Origin of the sequence: Streptomyces sp. NPDC044984 (genome assembly GCF_040646935.1) — a bacterium.
Taxonomy (GTDB): Bacteria; Actinomycetota; Actinomycetes; order Streptomycetales; family Streptomycetaceae; genus Streptomyces.
In genome coordinates this window covers 61,522-76,082 of the sequence record NZ_JBEZBE010000013.1, presented here as the reverse complement: position 1 = coordinate 76,082, position 14,561 = coordinate 61,522, and the positions used below count along the sequence as shown (strand labels likewise).

The 14,561-nt window shown below is 72.0% G+C and carries 14 protein-coding genes; 10 read left to right on the top strand and 4 right to left on the bottom strand.

Translation table 11 applies throughout. From position 1 onward, the window contains the following. Positions 1 to 250: 250 nt before the first annotated feature. The 8 genes from AB0A94_RS16340 (at position 251) to AB0A94_RS16305 (ending at position 6,182) form a co-directional block, all read left to right on the top strand. Complete coding sequence (locus tag AB0A94_RS16340; RefSeq protein WP_361744758.1) at positions 251 to 688, top strand: Fur family transcriptional regulator; 438 nt, start codon at positions 251 to 253, stop codon at positions 686 to 688. 33 nt (positions 689 to 721) lie between these two features. Next, positions 722 to 2,953 carry a catalase/peroxidase HPI gene (gene katG, locus AB0A94_RS16335; protein WP_361744756.1) on the top strand — a complete coding sequence of 744 codons (2,232 nt, stop codon included), beginning with the start codon at positions 722 to 724 and terminating at the stop codon, positions 2,951 to 2,953. A 144-nt stretch (positions 2,954 to 3,097) separates the two neighbouring features. After that, positions 3,098 to 3,328, top strand: a complete 231-nt coding sequence (locus AB0A94_RS16330) for a DUF2945 domain-containing protein (RefSeq protein ID WP_361744754.1) — start codon at positions 3,098 to 3,100, stop codon at positions 3,326 to 3,328. Positions 3,329 to 3,333: 5 nt separating this feature from the next. Then, positions 3,334 to 3,675 carry a DUF3140 domain-containing protein gene (locus tag AB0A94_RS16325; RefSeq protein ID WP_361744980.1) on the top strand — a complete coding sequence of 114 codons (342 nt, stop codon included), beginning with the start codon at positions 3,334 to 3,336 and terminating at the stop codon, positions 3,673 to 3,675. Positions 3,676 to 3,877: 202 nt separating this feature from the next. Continuing rightward, positions 3,878 to 4,840: a YihY/virulence factor BrkB family protein gene (locus AB0A94_RS16320; protein ID WP_361744752.1), complete on the top strand. Its 963-nt coding sequence runs from the start codon at positions 3,878 to 3,880 to the stop codon at positions 4,838 to 4,840. A 148-nt stretch (positions 4,841 to 4,988) separates the two neighbouring features. Continuing rightward, a complete protein-coding gene (locus tag AB0A94_RS16315; protein ID WP_361744750.1) occupies positions 4,989 to 5,495 on the top strand; it encodes a hypothetical protein in 507 nt (168 codons plus the stop codon). Between the two features lie 250 nt (positions 5,496 to 5,745). Continuing rightward, entirely contained in the window at positions 5,746 to 5,994 is a 249-nt protein-coding gene (locus AB0A94_RS16310) for a hypothetical protein (protein WP_361744748.1), read from the top strand. After that, positions 5,991 to 6,182 (top strand): cellulose binding domain-containing protein, encoded by a 192-nt coding sequence (locus tag AB0A94_RS16305; RefSeq protein WP_361744746.1) that lies wholly within the window; start codon positions 5,991 to 5,993, stop codon positions 6,180 to 6,182. The genes AB0A94_RS16310 and AB0A94_RS16305 overlap by 4 nt, the downstream gene beginning before the upstream one ends. Before the next feature lie 75 nt (positions 6,183 to 6,257). On the opposite strand, the gene AB0A94_RS16300 is transcribed toward AB0A94_RS16305, so the two are convergent. Together AB0A94_RS16300 and AB0A94_RS16295 are read right to left on the bottom strand one after the other, a co-directional pair. Further along, the gene (locus AB0A94_RS16300; RefSeq protein WP_361744744.1) at positions 6,258 to 6,680 is read right to left on the bottom strand and encodes a DUF350 domain-containing protein; all 423 of its coding nucleotides are present in this window, start codon (positions 6,678 to 6,680) and stop codon (positions 6,258 to 6,260) included. A gap of 44 nt (positions 6,681 to 6,724) precedes the next feature. After that, positions 6,725 to 7,042 (bottom strand): hypothetical protein, encoded by a 318-nt coding sequence (locus tag AB0A94_RS16295; RefSeq protein ID WP_361744742.1) that lies wholly within the window; start codon positions 7,040 to 7,042, stop codon positions 6,725 to 6,727. Between the two features lie 181 nt (positions 7,043 to 7,223). Here AB0A94_RS16295 and AB0A94_RS16290 point away from each other — a divergent pair, with 181 nt between their 5' ends. Both AB0A94_RS16290 and AB0A94_RS16285 read left to right on the top strand, forming a co-directional pair. After that, positions 7,224 to 7,580 carry a hypothetical protein gene (locus tag AB0A94_RS16290; protein ID WP_361744741.1) on the top strand — a complete coding sequence of 119 codons (357 nt, stop codon included), beginning with the start codon at positions 7,224 to 7,226 and terminating at the stop codon, positions 7,578 to 7,580. A gap of 165 nt (positions 7,581 to 7,745) precedes the next feature. Next, on the top strand, positions 7,746 to 8,978 hold the full coding sequence (locus tag AB0A94_RS16285) for a family 16 glycosylhydrolase (RefSeq protein WP_361744739.1): 1,233 nt from the start codon (positions 7,746 to 7,748) through the stop codon (positions 8,976 to 8,978). A gap of 72 nt (positions 8,979 to 9,050) precedes the next feature. Here the strand turns inward: AB0A94_RS16285 and AB0A94_RS16280 are convergent, their stop codons facing one another. Both AB0A94_RS16280 and AB0A94_RS16275 read right to left on the bottom strand, forming a co-directional pair. Continuing rightward, on the bottom strand, positions 9,051 to 13,019 hold the full coding sequence (locus AB0A94_RS16280; protein ID WP_361744738.1) for a metallophosphoesterase: 3,969 nt from the start codon (positions 13,017 to 13,019) through the stop codon (positions 9,051 to 9,053). Between the two features lie 140 nt (positions 13,020 to 13,159). Further along, the gene (locus AB0A94_RS16275) at positions 13,160 to 14,290 is read right to left on the bottom strand and encodes an acyltransferase family protein (RefSeq protein ID WP_361744737.1); all 1,131 of its coding nucleotides are present in this window, start codon (positions 14,288 to 14,290) and stop codon (positions 13,160 to 13,162) included. Positions 14,291 to 14,561: the final 271 nt, after the last annotated feature.

Genomic DNA, 14,561 nt, shown 5'->3' with positions numbered 1-14,561 from the left:
CGCCGGGCCCTCCCTGCCCGCCACGTGCCGGTACGTCACCTGATGCACGGCGGACGCCGCACACGGCACAGCCCCACCCCCGGCGCACGCCTGCGCGACGACGGGCTGCTCGTCCACGACGCCACCGCCGCCGCGTCGGCGCGGACGGCGCCACGCAACCCGGGAGCCACCCGCAGTTACCGGACACGACCCAAGACTGGACCAGTTCGTTCTCTGGAATTATTCGTGTCTCGGCCTATAGGTTCGGCGCATGACCGCATCCCGGCCGTCGACCACAGCTGAGGAGCTCCGCGGTGCGGGGCTCCGTGCGACGGCGGCCCGCGTCGCCCTCCTCGAAACCGTCCGCCAGGGCGGCCACCTCGGAGTCGAGGCGATCGCCTCCGAAGTGCGCCGGCGCATAGGGCACGTCTCCCTGCAGGGGGTGTACGAGGCGCTGAACGCGCTCGCCGGGGCGGGGCTCGTGCGCCGTGTCGAGCCGGCCGGCAGCCCGGCCCGCTACGAGGGCCGGGTCGGGGACAACCACCACCACGTGGTGTGCCGTTCCTGCGGTGTCGTCGCCGACGTCGACTGCGCGGTCGGCGACGCGCCCTGTCTGACCGCGTCCGGCGGACACGGTTTCGTGATCGACGAGGCCGAGGTCGTCTTCTGGGGCCTGTGCCCCGACTGTTCCACCTCCCGCAGTACCTGAACTGCGCGAAGCTCTTCGCCCGGAAGGACTCCCATGACCGAGAACCATGACGCGATCGTCACCGACCCCAAGACGGAGGAGGCGGGTGGCTGCCCGGTCGCGCACGGGCGCGCCCCGCACCCCACCCAGGGCGGCGGAAACCGCCAGTGGTGGCCCGAGCGCCTCAACCTGAAGATCCTCGCCAAGAACCCGGCCGTGGCGAACCCGCTCGGCGAGGACTTCGACTACGCCGAGGCGTTCCAGGCCCTCGACCTCCCGGCGGTGAAGCGGGACATCGCCGAGGTGCTGACCACCTCGCAGGACTGGTGGCCGGCCGACTTCGGCCACTACGGCCCGCTCATCGTCCGGATGGCCTGGCACAGCGCGGGCACCTACCGCATCAGCGACGGCCGCGGCGGCGCCGGCGCGGGTCAGCAGCGCTTCGCCCCGCTCAACAGCTGGCCGGACAACGCCAACCTCGACAAGGCCCGCCGCCTGCTGTGGCCGGTCAAGAAGAAGTACGGCAAGAGCCTGTCCTGGGCCGACCTGCTGATCCTCTCCGGCAACGTCGCCCTGGAGTCGATGGGCTTCACGACCTTCGGCTTCGCCGGCGGCCGCGCCGACGTCTGGGAGCCGGAGGAGGACGTCTACTGGGGCCCCGAGTCCACCTGGCTCGGCGACGAGCGCTACACCGGCGACCGGGAGCTGGAGAACCCGCTCGGCGCCGTCCAGATGGGCCTCATCTACGTCAACCCGGAGGGCCCGAACGGCAACCCGGACCCGATAGCCTCGGCCCGCGACATCCGTGAGACGTTCCGCCGCATGGCGATGAACGACGAGGAGACCGTCGCCCTGATCGCGGGCGGCCACACCTTCGGCAAGACCCACGGCGCGGGCCCCGCCGACCACGTCGGCGCCGACCCGGAGGCCGCCGGTCTCGAGGAGCAGGGCCTGGGCTGGAAGAGCACCTTCGGCACCGGCAAGGGCGGTGACACGATCACCAGCGGTCTCGAGGTGACGTGGACCAACACCCCGACGACCTGGGACAACAGCTTCTTCGAGATCCTCTTCGGCTATGAGTGGGAGCTGTTCAAGAGTCCCGCGGGCGCCCACCAGTGGCGGCCGAAGGACGGCGCGGGGGCGGGCACCGTGCCCGACGCCCACGACCCGTCGAAGAGCCACCAGCCGACGATGCTGACCACGGACCTCGCGCTCCGCTTCGACCCGGTCTACGGCCCGATCTCCCGGCGCTTCCTGGAGAACCCGGACGAGTTCGCGGACGCCTTCGCCCGCGCCTGGTTCAAGCTCACCCACCGCGACATGGGCCCCAAGTCGCTGTACCTCGGCCCGGAGGTACCCGCCGAGACCCTGCTGTGGCAGGACCCGCTGCCGGAGCGCACGTACGACCTGATCGACGCCGCGGACGTCGCCGCCCTCAAGGAGCGGATCCTCGCCTCGGGTCTGCCGGTGTCCGAACTGGTGTCGACGGCGTGGGCGTCGGCCTCGTCCTTCCGCGGCAGCGACAAGCGCGGCGGCGCCAACGGCGCGCGCATCCGCCTGGAGCCGCAGCGCGGCTGGGAGGCCAACGACCCCGACCGGCTGGCGACGGTGCTGCGCACCCTGGAGGGCGTCCAGGAGTCCTTCAACGCCGAGCAGACCGGCGGCAAGCAGGTCTCCCTCGCCGACCTGATCGTGCTGGCCGGTGCCGCGGGCGTCGAGAAGGCCGCCAAGGACGGCGGCTTCGACATCGAGGTCCCGTTCACGCCGGGCCGCGTGGACGCCGCGCAGGAGGAGACGGACACGGAGTCCTTCGCCGCGCTCGAGCCGACCGCCGACGGCTTCCGCAACTACCTGGGCAAGGGCAACCGCCTGCCCGCCGAGTTCCTGCTGCTGGACAGGGCCAACCTGCTGACGCTGAGCGCCCCCGAGATGACCGTCCTGGTCGGTGGCCTGCGGGTCCTGGGCGCCAACCACCGGCAGACGTCGCACGGCGTGTTCACCACGGCCCCCGGCACCCTGACCAACGACTTCTTCGTCAACCTGCTCGACCTGGGCACCACGTGGAAGTCGACGTCCGAGGACCAGACCGTGTTCGAGGGCCGCGACGCGGCCACCGGCGAGGTCAAGTGGACCGGCACCCGTGCCGACCTCGTGTTCGGATCGAACTCCGAGCTGCGCGCGCTCGCGGAGGTCTACGCGAGCGACGACGCCAAGGAGAAGTTCGTGAAGGACTTCGTCAAGGCGTGGGACAAGGTCATGAACCTCGACCGGTTCGACCTCGTCTGATCCCCTCGTCCCGCTGATCCGGGCCGGCCCTTCGGGGCCGGCCCTTCGGGGCCGGCCCGGACGTGTGCCGCCCCCGGGATGCGCGCGGTCCGTCGTGCCACCAGGGTGGAAGGGAGCCGACCGCCACCGAAGGAGGCGCTGGACATGGGCAAGGGCACCGGCCGCGGCAGGGATCTCCACAAGGGCGACGAGGTCGCCTGGAGCAGCCACGGCAGCGAGACGACGGGCAAGGTCGAGAAAAAGATCACCGAGCGTACCGAGGCGGCCGGACGCACGGTCGCCGCCTCGGAGGAGGAACCGCAGTACGAGGTGCGCAGCGAGAAGTCGGGCAAGCCGGCGGTCCACAAGCCCTCCGCGCTCAAGAAGAAGAAGTGAGCGCCGTGGAACCGGACCGCAAGGACGACACCTGGGACGAGTTCCGCGAGCTGGTCAACATGAAGCCGGCCGACCTCGAGAAGTGGCTCGGCACGGAGGAGTCCCGCAGCGCGGGCCAGCACGCGGACGGCGGCGAGTCGACCGGTCACGCGTCCGGCCGCCGCATCGTCGGCATCCTCCGCGCCGGGAAGAAGGACCTCTCCGACGACGACTACGAGCACATGCGCAAGGTCGTCGGCTACATCCGCCGCCACCTCGCCCAGCGCCCGTCCGGCGACGTACGCGACACCCGCTGGCGCCACTCGCTGATGAACTGGGGACACGACCCGCTCGGCGACGGCTCCTGACGCCGCCACCCGCGGGCCTCCCGGGGAAACCGCCGCACCTCCTGACCGAGGCGTCACACGCCGCCACCTGCGCACGGCCGCGCCCGCCCGGTGAACCGCCGCCCGCCGTGGTGGGGCGGCGCGGGGCGCCGCGGGTGTGACGTCGGGGAAACGGGCCATCAATGAAGGGAGCAGAGCCACTCGACGCGAGGAGTGTCCGCGTATGGGAACCGTCGTCCACGTCCCGCAGACCCGGGACATGATCGGAGAGGAACTCTCCGGAGACGAGGCGTTCGCCGCGCTGCGGCACTACGGGGGCCTGCGGCTGCTGACCGACTCCTTCGCCCGCTTCCGCTACGCGGACGGCTTCTCCAACGCGCGGGCGCTCGCCTTCCAAGTCGTCCTCGGCCTGGTGCCGTTCACCGTGGCGCTGGTCGGCCTGGCGACCTCCGTGCACACCGAGGGCGTGGGCCGGGTCATCGAGCTCACCCTCGGCCGGATCGTGCCCGGCGCCAGTGCCGACATCGTCGAGGACGCCTTCGAGGGGACCCGGCGCAGCGCCCACGACGACGTCGGGAGCGCGCTGGCGCTCTGGCTCGGCCTGGGCTTCGCCCTGCTGAACCTCGCCTCCGCCATGGGCCAGATCGAGCGGGGCGCCAACCGCATCTACGGGATCGAACGAGACCGCCCCTTCCCCCGCAAGTACGGCAGGGCCGTCCTCCTCGCGCTCACCGCGGGCCTGCCGCTGGTCCTCGGGTTCGTCGTGCTCGTCGCCGGCGACGCGGTGGGCGACGCGGTGGTCCGGGTGGCCGGGGGATCCGGTGGCGCGAGGTGGTGGACCGTGCTGCAGCTGCCGGTGGGACTGGCGCTGGCGTGGGTCGCCTCGGCGGTGATCTTCCGCTGGTCGCCCCGGCGTACCCAGCCCGGCTACACCTGGCTGGCCTTCGGTTCGGCCGTGCACCTCCTGCTGTGGGTCGCGGCGACGTGGCTGCTCGCCCTGTACGTCGAGGGCAGCGGGGCGTTCGGCGCCCTGTACGGGCCGCTCACCGCCTTCGTCGCGCTGCTGCTGTGGGCCTACCTCACCGCCGTCGCCCTCTTCCTCGGCATCGCCTTCGCGGCCCAGCTCGAAGCGGCGCGCGCCGGCATCGACGCGGCGGTCCGCCCGGACCCGGGACCGGGCGCCTGACCTGCCGGGACGAACACGCCGGCCCGAAATTGGGCGTGGCGCCTGCGCGTTGTCGGTGTGAGGTTGCACAATGATCGGAAAAGGAGATCAACTCCGGCGCCGCGCTGGGTAGACGGTCTCGTATCCCGGCTCCGGAAAGGTCCTGCTGATGCTCGCCACCGTCGACCGCCCCCACACCCTCGTCGCCCTGCCGACCGCGCGCCGCCGACCGGACCACCGTCGCGGCGGACCGATAACGACCGAGTTCCCGGCCGTCCCCTCCCGGCCGCGCACCCCGGCCGACACCACCAGCACCGACGTGCTGCGTATCATCTCCGACCCGCGCACTCCCACGTACGTCACCGAGTACGCCAACGGCCGCCGCAGGTACAGCTACTGGCGCCCGCTCGACTCGACCACCGGCGCGGGGGGCTGCTACGCCGCCCTGCCCACCGCCGAATGCGACGCGCTGCACGCGGCCGGGCGGATCACCCTGGGCGAGCCCGTCGTGGACCCCAACCGCACGACGTACCGCGTCCGCCCCGCCACCCGCTCCGGTCAGGCGACCCGCTCCGGTCAGGCCGCCCGCGCCCAGTCGGCCGCCCGCCCCGAGCCGGCCACCCGCGTCCGGCCCGAGCCGGCCCGCCCGGTACGGGAGCGCGCCCGCGTGGCCTGACCGGGGCGGGGCGGCGGCGCCGTGGTCAGGCCGTACCGCAGAGGCGTGCCCGTGCCCTCATCCGTGTCCTGCTGCCGACAGATGCGGCAGTGCGGTCGCACGTCGTGCGAAGGTTTCGCTCGTCACGCCCTGGACGGACAGGGTGTTTTGAGGCAGGGCCCTCGGCGTCAGAGCAGATCGCATGCGGCTTCCGGCTTTCGACAGGGGTTCGAAAGAGTCAATCTCGAACGGGCCCGCCGGTGTTATTGTCATGTCCCTGAAGGCATTCCCGGCCTGGGGGCGCTCCCACCTCCCTCTGGAGGTACCGGTGCGCTTCCCCCGACACCGGGCCCGGGCCTGGGCGGCCGCGGTCTTCGCGGTTGCCGTGAGCCTGGCCGTCGCGGCTCTCTTCCCGCAGCCGGGCACCACCGACACCCTCGTTCCCGTCGCGGCGGAACCCGGTGTCGAGGACGACGGCGCCGACTGCGCCGCTTCCGGCACCGGACCCCTCACCTCATGACGCTCGCGTCGGGGCAGTCCCTCAGCGGCCTTTGGAACGGCCGGAACACCGGGACGGGGGGAGCGGTCACGGTGCGCAACAACGACTGGAACGGCGCCGTCGCACCGGGCACCACGACCACCTTCGGCTTCACGGCCACCGGCAGCTCCTCGACGGCGCCGTCCACGCTCACCCGCACCGGCTCCTGAACCGCCACCGCCCGGCTGCCGCGCCCCGGGACGCGGCAGCCGGGCGGTCAGCCGGGCGGTACGAAGGCGCCCGCGTCAGGCGATGGACGCCGAAACGACGGCGGACACCGCGAGGTTGCAGGAAGCCGTCACCCAGACCGCCGGGTGGGGTTCGGGATCGACCAGCGTGGCACCCAGCCGCCCCGGGGTGATGAGGTCCACCACCAGGAACGCCACGGCCATCATCACCAGACCCAGCACGCCGAACGCTGCGGTCGACGCCAGCCCCTTGCCGAAGTCCTCGTACGTGGTCCAGATCGACGTGAACACGATCCCGCCGATGCCGAGCAGCGAGGAGCTCAGCACCACCGCGGCGTTGCGGTTGCGCTCCTGCCAGATCTGCCGGCCGAGCTTTCCGGGCGTCAGCACGTCGACCAGGACGATGCCGAGGACCAGCAGGACCAGTCCGAGTGCGCCGTAGGCGGTGGCCCGGCCGAGTCCGTTGACGATGTCGCTCATGGGGGTGCCGGCTCCGTAGCGTGAGAGATCGTGAATGATCGCGGTCAAGGGCGAGCAAAATGTAGCGCACCCGTTCGGCGCCCTTCGGTCCGGTGCCCCGTCATGCCGTCCGGCCGCACGGTGATTCCGCGCACGAACTCGACCGCCTCGGCCCGGGTGCCGGGCGCCCGCTCCTTCGCCACGGTGTACGGGCCGGTGTCCTCGGAGGCGGCCGGGGACGACGGGCCGGGACCCGGTTCACCGGCCGTGGTCCTCCCTCCCCCGGACGGCTTCGGGGCGCGGGCCCCCTCCTCCGTCCCGGTGCACCCCACCAGCAGCAGCGTCCTCGCCACCGTGGCCACGACCGGTCTGTGCGCGACCATGTTCCGCCCTCGCTCCCCGACGGCCGGACTCCTAGCGAGCAGTGTGACGCACGGTGCGGCGGACGGGTGGCAACTCGACTGCATGCAAGGGCACTTGGTCGATGTCGTCGTCAAGGAGTCATGCCCGCGCGCATCCGGGGCATCAGAAGGCCACCGGACGGACCGAGAAGGGGGACCAGCCATGAGCAGGGGCAGCCGCACTCTCATCGCCATGTACGTCGCCGTCGCCCTCTGGCTCTCCTTCTGCACCGTGCGCACCTGGGGCGCCGTCCCCCTCTGGACCACCCTCGCGATGGCGGTCGCCTCGCTCGCCCCGGTGATCGGAGTCGTGCGGGAGACCGTCATCGCCGACGAACGGCGCACCGTCGCCGCCCTGCGGGAACGCGAGGGCCGCCGGGCGGCGCGGCGCGACGCGACGGCCGCCGCGCTCGCGCAGGCGGAGGTGGAGGCCGCCTGCTGCGAACGCTGGTGGACGTCGTGCGCGACCGAGCACGACCCGGGCTGCGCGCACCGGACCTCGTGGGGCACGACGGCGTGAACGGGGGTCCGGGCGCGGCCCGGGTGCACGCTGGTGATTCCTGGTCCGTACCAGGTACTTGACGCCCTCTTATCTCACTCCTTGAATCAAGTGGTTGCACCTTCACCCCCACACCCTCGGTCGGCGCACCCGTACATCCGGGTCGCCGTACGGAAAGGGAGAGCCATGTCCTCTCCGCGCAGACTCCGCAGATGGCTGGTCGCCGCCGTGTCCGCCGCACTGGTCGCGTCCGGCGCGGCAGGGACCGCGAAGGCGGAACCGGCCGATGTCACCGCCGCGGCGGCCGTGACGTTCTCGGACACCTTCGACGGGCCCGCCGGCGCGGCGGTCGACTCCTCGAAGTGGCAGATCGAGACCGGCGACAACGTCAACAACCACGAGCGGCAGTACTACACGTCCGGCAACAAGAACGCCGCCCTGGACGGCCAGGGCCACCTGGTCATCACGGCCCGCAAGGAGAACCCGGCCGATTACCAGTGCTGGTACGGCACCTGCCAGTACACCTCGGCACGGCTCAACACCTCCGGCAGGTTCACCGCGCAGTACGGGCACGTCGAGGCGCGGATGAAGATACCGCGCGGGCAGGGCATGTGGCCCGCGTTCTGGATGCTGGGCACGCCGGTCGACTGGCCGGACTCGGGCGAGATCGACATCATGGAGAACGTCGGCTTCGAACCCTCCACGGTGCACGGCACGATCCACGGCCCCGGCTACTCCGGCTCCGGCGGCATCGGCGCCGGCTACACGCTGCCGGGCGGCCAGGCCTTCGCGGACGCCTTCCACACCTTCGCCGTCGACTGGGCACCGGACTCGATCACCTGGTCCGTCGACGGCAACGTCTACCAGCGGCGCACCCCCGCCGACCTCGGCGGCAGGCAGTGGGTGTTCAACAAGCCGTACTTCCTGATCCTGAACCTGGCGGTGGGCGGCTACTGGCCCGGGGACCCGGACGGCTCCACCGTCTTCCCGCAGCGACTCGTGGTGGACCACGTGTCGGTGACGACCGGTGACTCCCCGGCCGGCGGCGCGATCCGCGGCCTGGCCGGCAAGTGCGTCGACGTCGCCGGGGCCAACACCGCCAACGGCACCCCCGTACAGCTCTACGACTGCAACGGCACCTCCGCGCAGAACTGGACCGTGGGCTCCGACGGCACGGTCCGCGCCCTCGGCAAGTGCCTGGACGTCGCCTCGGGCGGCACCGCCGACGGCACGCCGGTCCAGTTGTGGGACTGCAACGGCACCGCCGCCCAGAGATGGGTCGTCACCGCCGCCCGCGACATCGTCAACCCGCAGGCCGACAAGTGCCTGGACGTGACCGGCAACAACTCCGCCAACGGCACCCGCCTGCAGATCTGGACCTGTACGGGCGCCGCCAACCAGAAGTGGGCGGTCGGCTGAACCCCCGCGGAGGGCCGGACACACCGCCGCCCCGGACCGACCGGTCCGGGGCGGCGGGTGCGTTTCAGCCGTTCACCGTCGGGCTTCGGCGGACGTGAACCACGGGTAGCCGGGTACACCGGGACCCCAGGCGCCGGGGCGACCGCCCGCGTCCTTCGTCACGAAGACGCTCGGCTCGGACGCGGTCACACCGCCGCCGGCCGAACGCGCCGTGACGAACCACGCGTGGGCCGTGCCCGGCCTGAGGTTCTTCCAGGTCACCGAGGCGACCTCACCGGAATCGACCCTGTCCCTGCCGATGACGCGCACCGGGTCGTACAGCGCCAGCGAGTCCGTCCTGAACGACGTGGTGCGGGTGCTGAGGTCCACCGGCAGCACCATGTTGTCCTCGGTGCCGTCGTAGCGGTGGTCCGCGTCGTACTCGGTGGCGCCGAACTCGTCGAGCAGCGGCGAGTAGGTGTCCACGGTCAGCTCGGCCCGGTCGACGTCGAACTGCAGCATCCGGAAGAAGCTCGAACCGAACCGGAGCTGGTCGTCGGGCCGGTAGCCGCCCACTTCGGTGAGCCCGAGCCGGTCGGCGGACACGGTGTAGAACTGGTAGTCCGCGAGCAGCTCGACGACGCCGTGGGAGACCTCGCCCACCTTCGGCTTCACGTTGGTGCCCACGCCGTGCTCGTGACCGGCGAGGATCAGGAACACGTTCGGGTTGTCCTGCACCACCGTCCTGTACAGCATCGACCCGTCGGGCGCGGAGAACGGGGCGCCGCGCCCGTCGGGGCTGCTGCTCGGCGCCAGGTAGTCGTGCGAGAGCAGGATGCCGTTGCGGTCGGGATAGCGGGCGAAGACCGAGGCGGCCCATGCGGCCTCCTCCTTCGTCACCCCGTACGACAGGCCCACCACCACGAACTCGGCACCGCCGGCGGAGAACAGGTCGTAGTGGTTCTGGTTGTCACCCGGCCGCCAGGGACCGCCGTACTCGGCGTGCCGCCAGCCCTCGGACAGCGCCCGGTAGCGGTCCGGCCCGTAGTACTGGTTGTAGAGCGCGTCCGGTCCGTTCTCGGTGCCCGACCGGTTGTCGTGGTTGCCCGCGATCACACCGTTGGGGACCCCGGCGTCGTCGAGGATCCGCTGCTGCTTCGAGGACACCTCCATCTCGCCCACGACCTGCCGCCGGGTGGCCTCGTCGGCGGGCTTGCGGATGTTGTTCTCGATGATGTCGCCGGTGTGGGCCACGTACGAGATCTTCCGCTCGTCCTTGTTGGCGGCGATCCAGCGCGTGACGTCCCCGTACGCCTTCTCCCACACCGCGCGTTCCGCGGCCGTCTCCTGCTCCACCGCACCCTCGGAGAGGTACTGCGTGTCGGTGAAGTGGACGATCGAGAAGTCGTACGCGTCGGGGTCGGCGAACCGGTCCGGGTCACCGGCGTCGATGTCGTCGGCGAACGGGTCCTCGCCGGTCACCATGACGTGGACCCGCTGCCGGTCGACGTACGCGCGGTCGACGACCGCCGTCAGCACGGTGTCGCCGTCGGCGGCGCCCCGGGCGCTGGTCAGGACGTCCCACCGCTTCGCCGCGGTGTTCCACACGCGCAGCGCGGCGAGCCGCTCGGGGTCGATGACCCCCTCCCAGCGCAGCACCGGCGCGTCGGCACGGCCCTTCACCGGGACGTCGAAGCGCTGGTAGGTGACCTCCTGGGCGGCGGGTGCGTCGAGGGTCCTGCCGTCGGCGGGCGCGAGACCGGCGGCCTTCACCCGGCGCTCGCCCGGCACCCGCAGCGTCGTGGGGACGGAGTCCGCGGTGCCCTCGTACACCCGCCGCGGCGTGAGGATCTCGGCCTCGGAGAACGTGGCGCTCACCGTGCCCCCGTCGGGCTCGGCCACCTCGGCCGACAGCCGGACACTGCGGCCCGCGTCGGTCGTGCCGGCCTTCGGGGTGAGGCCGGCCGGGGTGTCCGGGATGCCGGCGGAGGTGAACCTCACCTCGCGGGTGCCGGTGTTGCCGAGGCTGTCGGTGCCGGACACCGACAGGGTGTGCGCGCCGGCGGACAGGCCCGGACCCACGGCCGTGCCGGGCTCGACCGGCTTCCCGTCGAGCCTCACCTCCGGGCCGTCGACCACGCCGGACGCGTCCTCCAGCCGTACGTCGAGCACGACCGACGCGGTGATCCGCTGCCCGGCGGCCGGGACGCTGGTGGTGACCCGGGGTGCCGAGTTGTCGGTGACCAGCGTGCGCGTGGCCTTCTCGCCGGACCGGGAGACCGCGGCCAGGGTGTGCTCGCCGTCGTCGATCCGCCGGGTGTCGAGGTCGGCGCGGAGCCCCTGTGCGGGGCCCTCGACGAAGAACTCGAGGTCGATCTCGGTCAGCGGGTTGACGTTGTCCCCGCAGTCGCCGTCGCCCAGGCTGTACGAGCCCTTGATCATCCGCCCGGTGGCGGTGCCGCTCGCCGGGGTGAGGGTGATGCCGGAGACGGCGAAGTCGTCGCGGTTCTCCCCGCACGAGGTGGGATACGTGCCGGCGACGAGGTCGACGGTGTTCCAGCCGGGCTCCAGCCACTCGTTGGGGAAGGCCAGGTCGACGTGCTGTCCGGCGAAGTCGCTCTCCAGCACCTGCTTGCGGCCGTTCACCAGGACGTGGTTCCCGTAGCGGGCCTCGATCGCGTTGGTGCCCACGGTGAAGCCGAGGGTCGCGGTCCCGGCGCCGAGGGTGTCACTGACGTGCACGGCCGGGGCGTCGATCGAGTAGTGCAGCTCGACCTCCCGCAGGCGGGTGTCACCGCTGCCGCAGGAACCGTCGCCCAGGGCGTAGGAGTCCGCGACGTCCCGGCCCGTGACGGTGGCGCCGTCCAGGGCGAGTTCGAGGTGCGCGATGTCGAAGTCGTCGCGGTTGTCGCCGCAGCCGTCCCGGTACGCGCCGGTGACCACCTTGACGGTGTTGTCGCCCGGCACCAGGTGACGGGCCGGGACCGTGATCTCCGTCCGCTGGCTCGCCCAGGTGCCGCCCAGGTCGATCCGCTTGCCGTTGACCAGCAGGTGGTTGTCGTACTTGTCGTCGATCGAGTTCGACCCGACGTCGAAGGAGAAGACGGCCGCGCCGTTGCCGAGGTGCGCCTCGGTGACGGGCGCCGCCCCGTCCACGGTCAGCGACTCGACGCCGCCGTCGGTCCCGGCCGGGAGGCTCGCGGACACCGTCCGCGGACCGGCCACCAGCGTGCCGTCCTCGGGCAGCAACCGGGGCGCGCCCGCGGGCGCGTTGTTGACGGTCACGTCGTTCTCGACCGTCTTGCCCGACGCGGTGGTCGCACTGAGGACGTGCGTGCCGTTGCCGAGCTCCGTGGTGTCCAGATCGGCGCGCAGTCCGGTGGTGCCCTGCGGGTCGCCCAGGACGAAGAAGGTGAGGGTCGCCCTCGTCCGCAGGGTGGGGTTGGTGCCGCAACTGCCGTCGCCGAACGAGTAGGTGTACTCGTTCTCCTCGCCGTCGGCCCTCTCGCCGAGGAGCTCCAGGGTGATGTCCGAGAGCACGAAGTCGTCGTGGTTGGTGCCGCACGAGCTCTCGACCGCACCGGCGACGATCTCGATCGTGTTCTCGCCCTTGACCAGGTGCTGGTTCGGTATCCCGATCGTGCCCCGCTCGTTGGCGAGGTCGCCGATGTCGGCCCGGTGGCCGCCGTTGACCACGATGTGGTTGCGGTAACGGGCCTCCGTCGAGTTCGAGCCCACGTCGAAGGTGAGCCGGGACACCCCGACCGTCCGCTCCGCGTCGACCTCCTTCCCGTCGACCGCCAGCTTCGCCACGGAGTCACCGGCGAGCGTCGGTGTGGCCGCGACGTGCTCGGTGCCCTCCAGATAGGTCCCGTCACGGGGGACCAGCGTCGGCAGGCTGGTCCCCTCCGCCGAACCGGCCCGCTCCGCGGGCCGCTCGGGGCCGGCCTGGGCCGCCGTCGTGGTCCCGCCCACCAGGAGCAGCGCCGCGAGCGCCACTCCCGTGAGACGCCGCGCCCCGGACCCGCCGCCCGGCCGTCTTCGCCGCTGTCCCGTCCGCATCAGCAGCCGCCCTCCCTGATCGCCGCACGATGAAGGGCACACCGGCTGATGCGGGCATGCCCATGGCGCATCCTGGGCGGCGCGGATGAACGCGGGGGGAGCGGCCGTGAACGATCAGGGAAAGGAGGTCTCCGGTCCGGTCAGCGCCTGAACGCCCAGGCGGGCCTCGGCTCCACCGCCCAGCGGAAGACCCGGCGCACCGGCGGTGCGCACAACGCCGTCACGACCACGGCGGCGACCAGGGTGACCGTGACCTCGCCGAGCGGACGGTACAGCCACTCCGGGTCGTACCAGCCCCAGTACTTGCTGACCTGCGCGACGAAACCGTGCAGCAGATAGCCGTACATCGTGGCCGCGCCCAGCCCCGTGAACCAGGTCCGCCGACCCGGCACCCAGGCGAGGAAGCAGGCGACGAGGAGCAGCGAGCAGCCGAACAGGACCAGGGTCACGGCGGGGCCGTACCAGGCCGGGGCGGACAGTTCCTGGGCGCTGTCACGGTGGTAGAGCCAGGCGGACGTCACCCGCGGGACCGCCCAGTACGCCACGGCCAGCGCGCCGGCGAACACCGGTACGGCCAGCATCCGCACCCGGCGGCGGCGCACCGCCCGGAAGTGCTCGGGCCGCAGGACGAGACCGAGCACGAAGTACGGCAGGAACTGCAGGGTGCGCTGCAGGTCGAGGTCCTCGCCGAGCGACGGGGAGACCGTCGCCAGCATGGCGACGACGAGCGCGACGGGAACCGGCCACCGCACGAGCTTCCACAGCGGCGTGGTGAGCCGCCACACGAACAACGCGGCCAGGAACCACGTCAGGTACAGCGGCTCCAGGAGCGTGACCGGCCGGTCGGGTACGCCGTCCGTCCACCGGGTGAAGAAGGTGTACGCCGTCTCGAACACGAGGTACGGCAGGGCGACGCCGGTGACCAGGCGCTTGACGCGCTCCGGACTGCCGTCGAAACCGCGCGAGTGGTAGCCCGCGAGGACGATGAACGCGGGCATGTGGAACGCGTAGACGAGCATGTACAGCGCGCTGACGGCCCGGCTGCCGTCGCGCAGCGGCTCCCAGGCGTGCCCCACCGCGACCAGCACGATCGCCAGGTACTTGGCGTTGTCGAAGAACGCGTCACGCCGCGGCGCCCGCCGGGACGCGTCGTCCTGTCCGGCGGGCGCCTGCGGCCGCTCCGTCCCGCTCGCGCCGGCCGTGCGGGCCGGCTGGGGCGCGGGGGCGTTCCCGGTACGGGGTGTGGCGGCAGAGATGCGGGGCGACGACATCCCAGCCGCCTCACCCGTTCTGCGGGCGGCCAAACCTGTGATCTGTTCGGCCGCTGCCCGGGTGCCGTGACCGCCGCCGGAGGACGGCGTCATGGAGACCGGGCCGCCGAGCACGCTCCTGCGGCTGAACCGCGGGCTGTTCCTCTCGTGCGTGTGAGCTTCCCCGGACCGGGATTCCTGGTGCGTCGGTGTCGGGTCGGACCGGGAGTCCTGGTGCCGTCAGTGCCGAGTCGGGCCGTCGGAGTGTCGACGGTTTCGGCTTTGCTTTTCT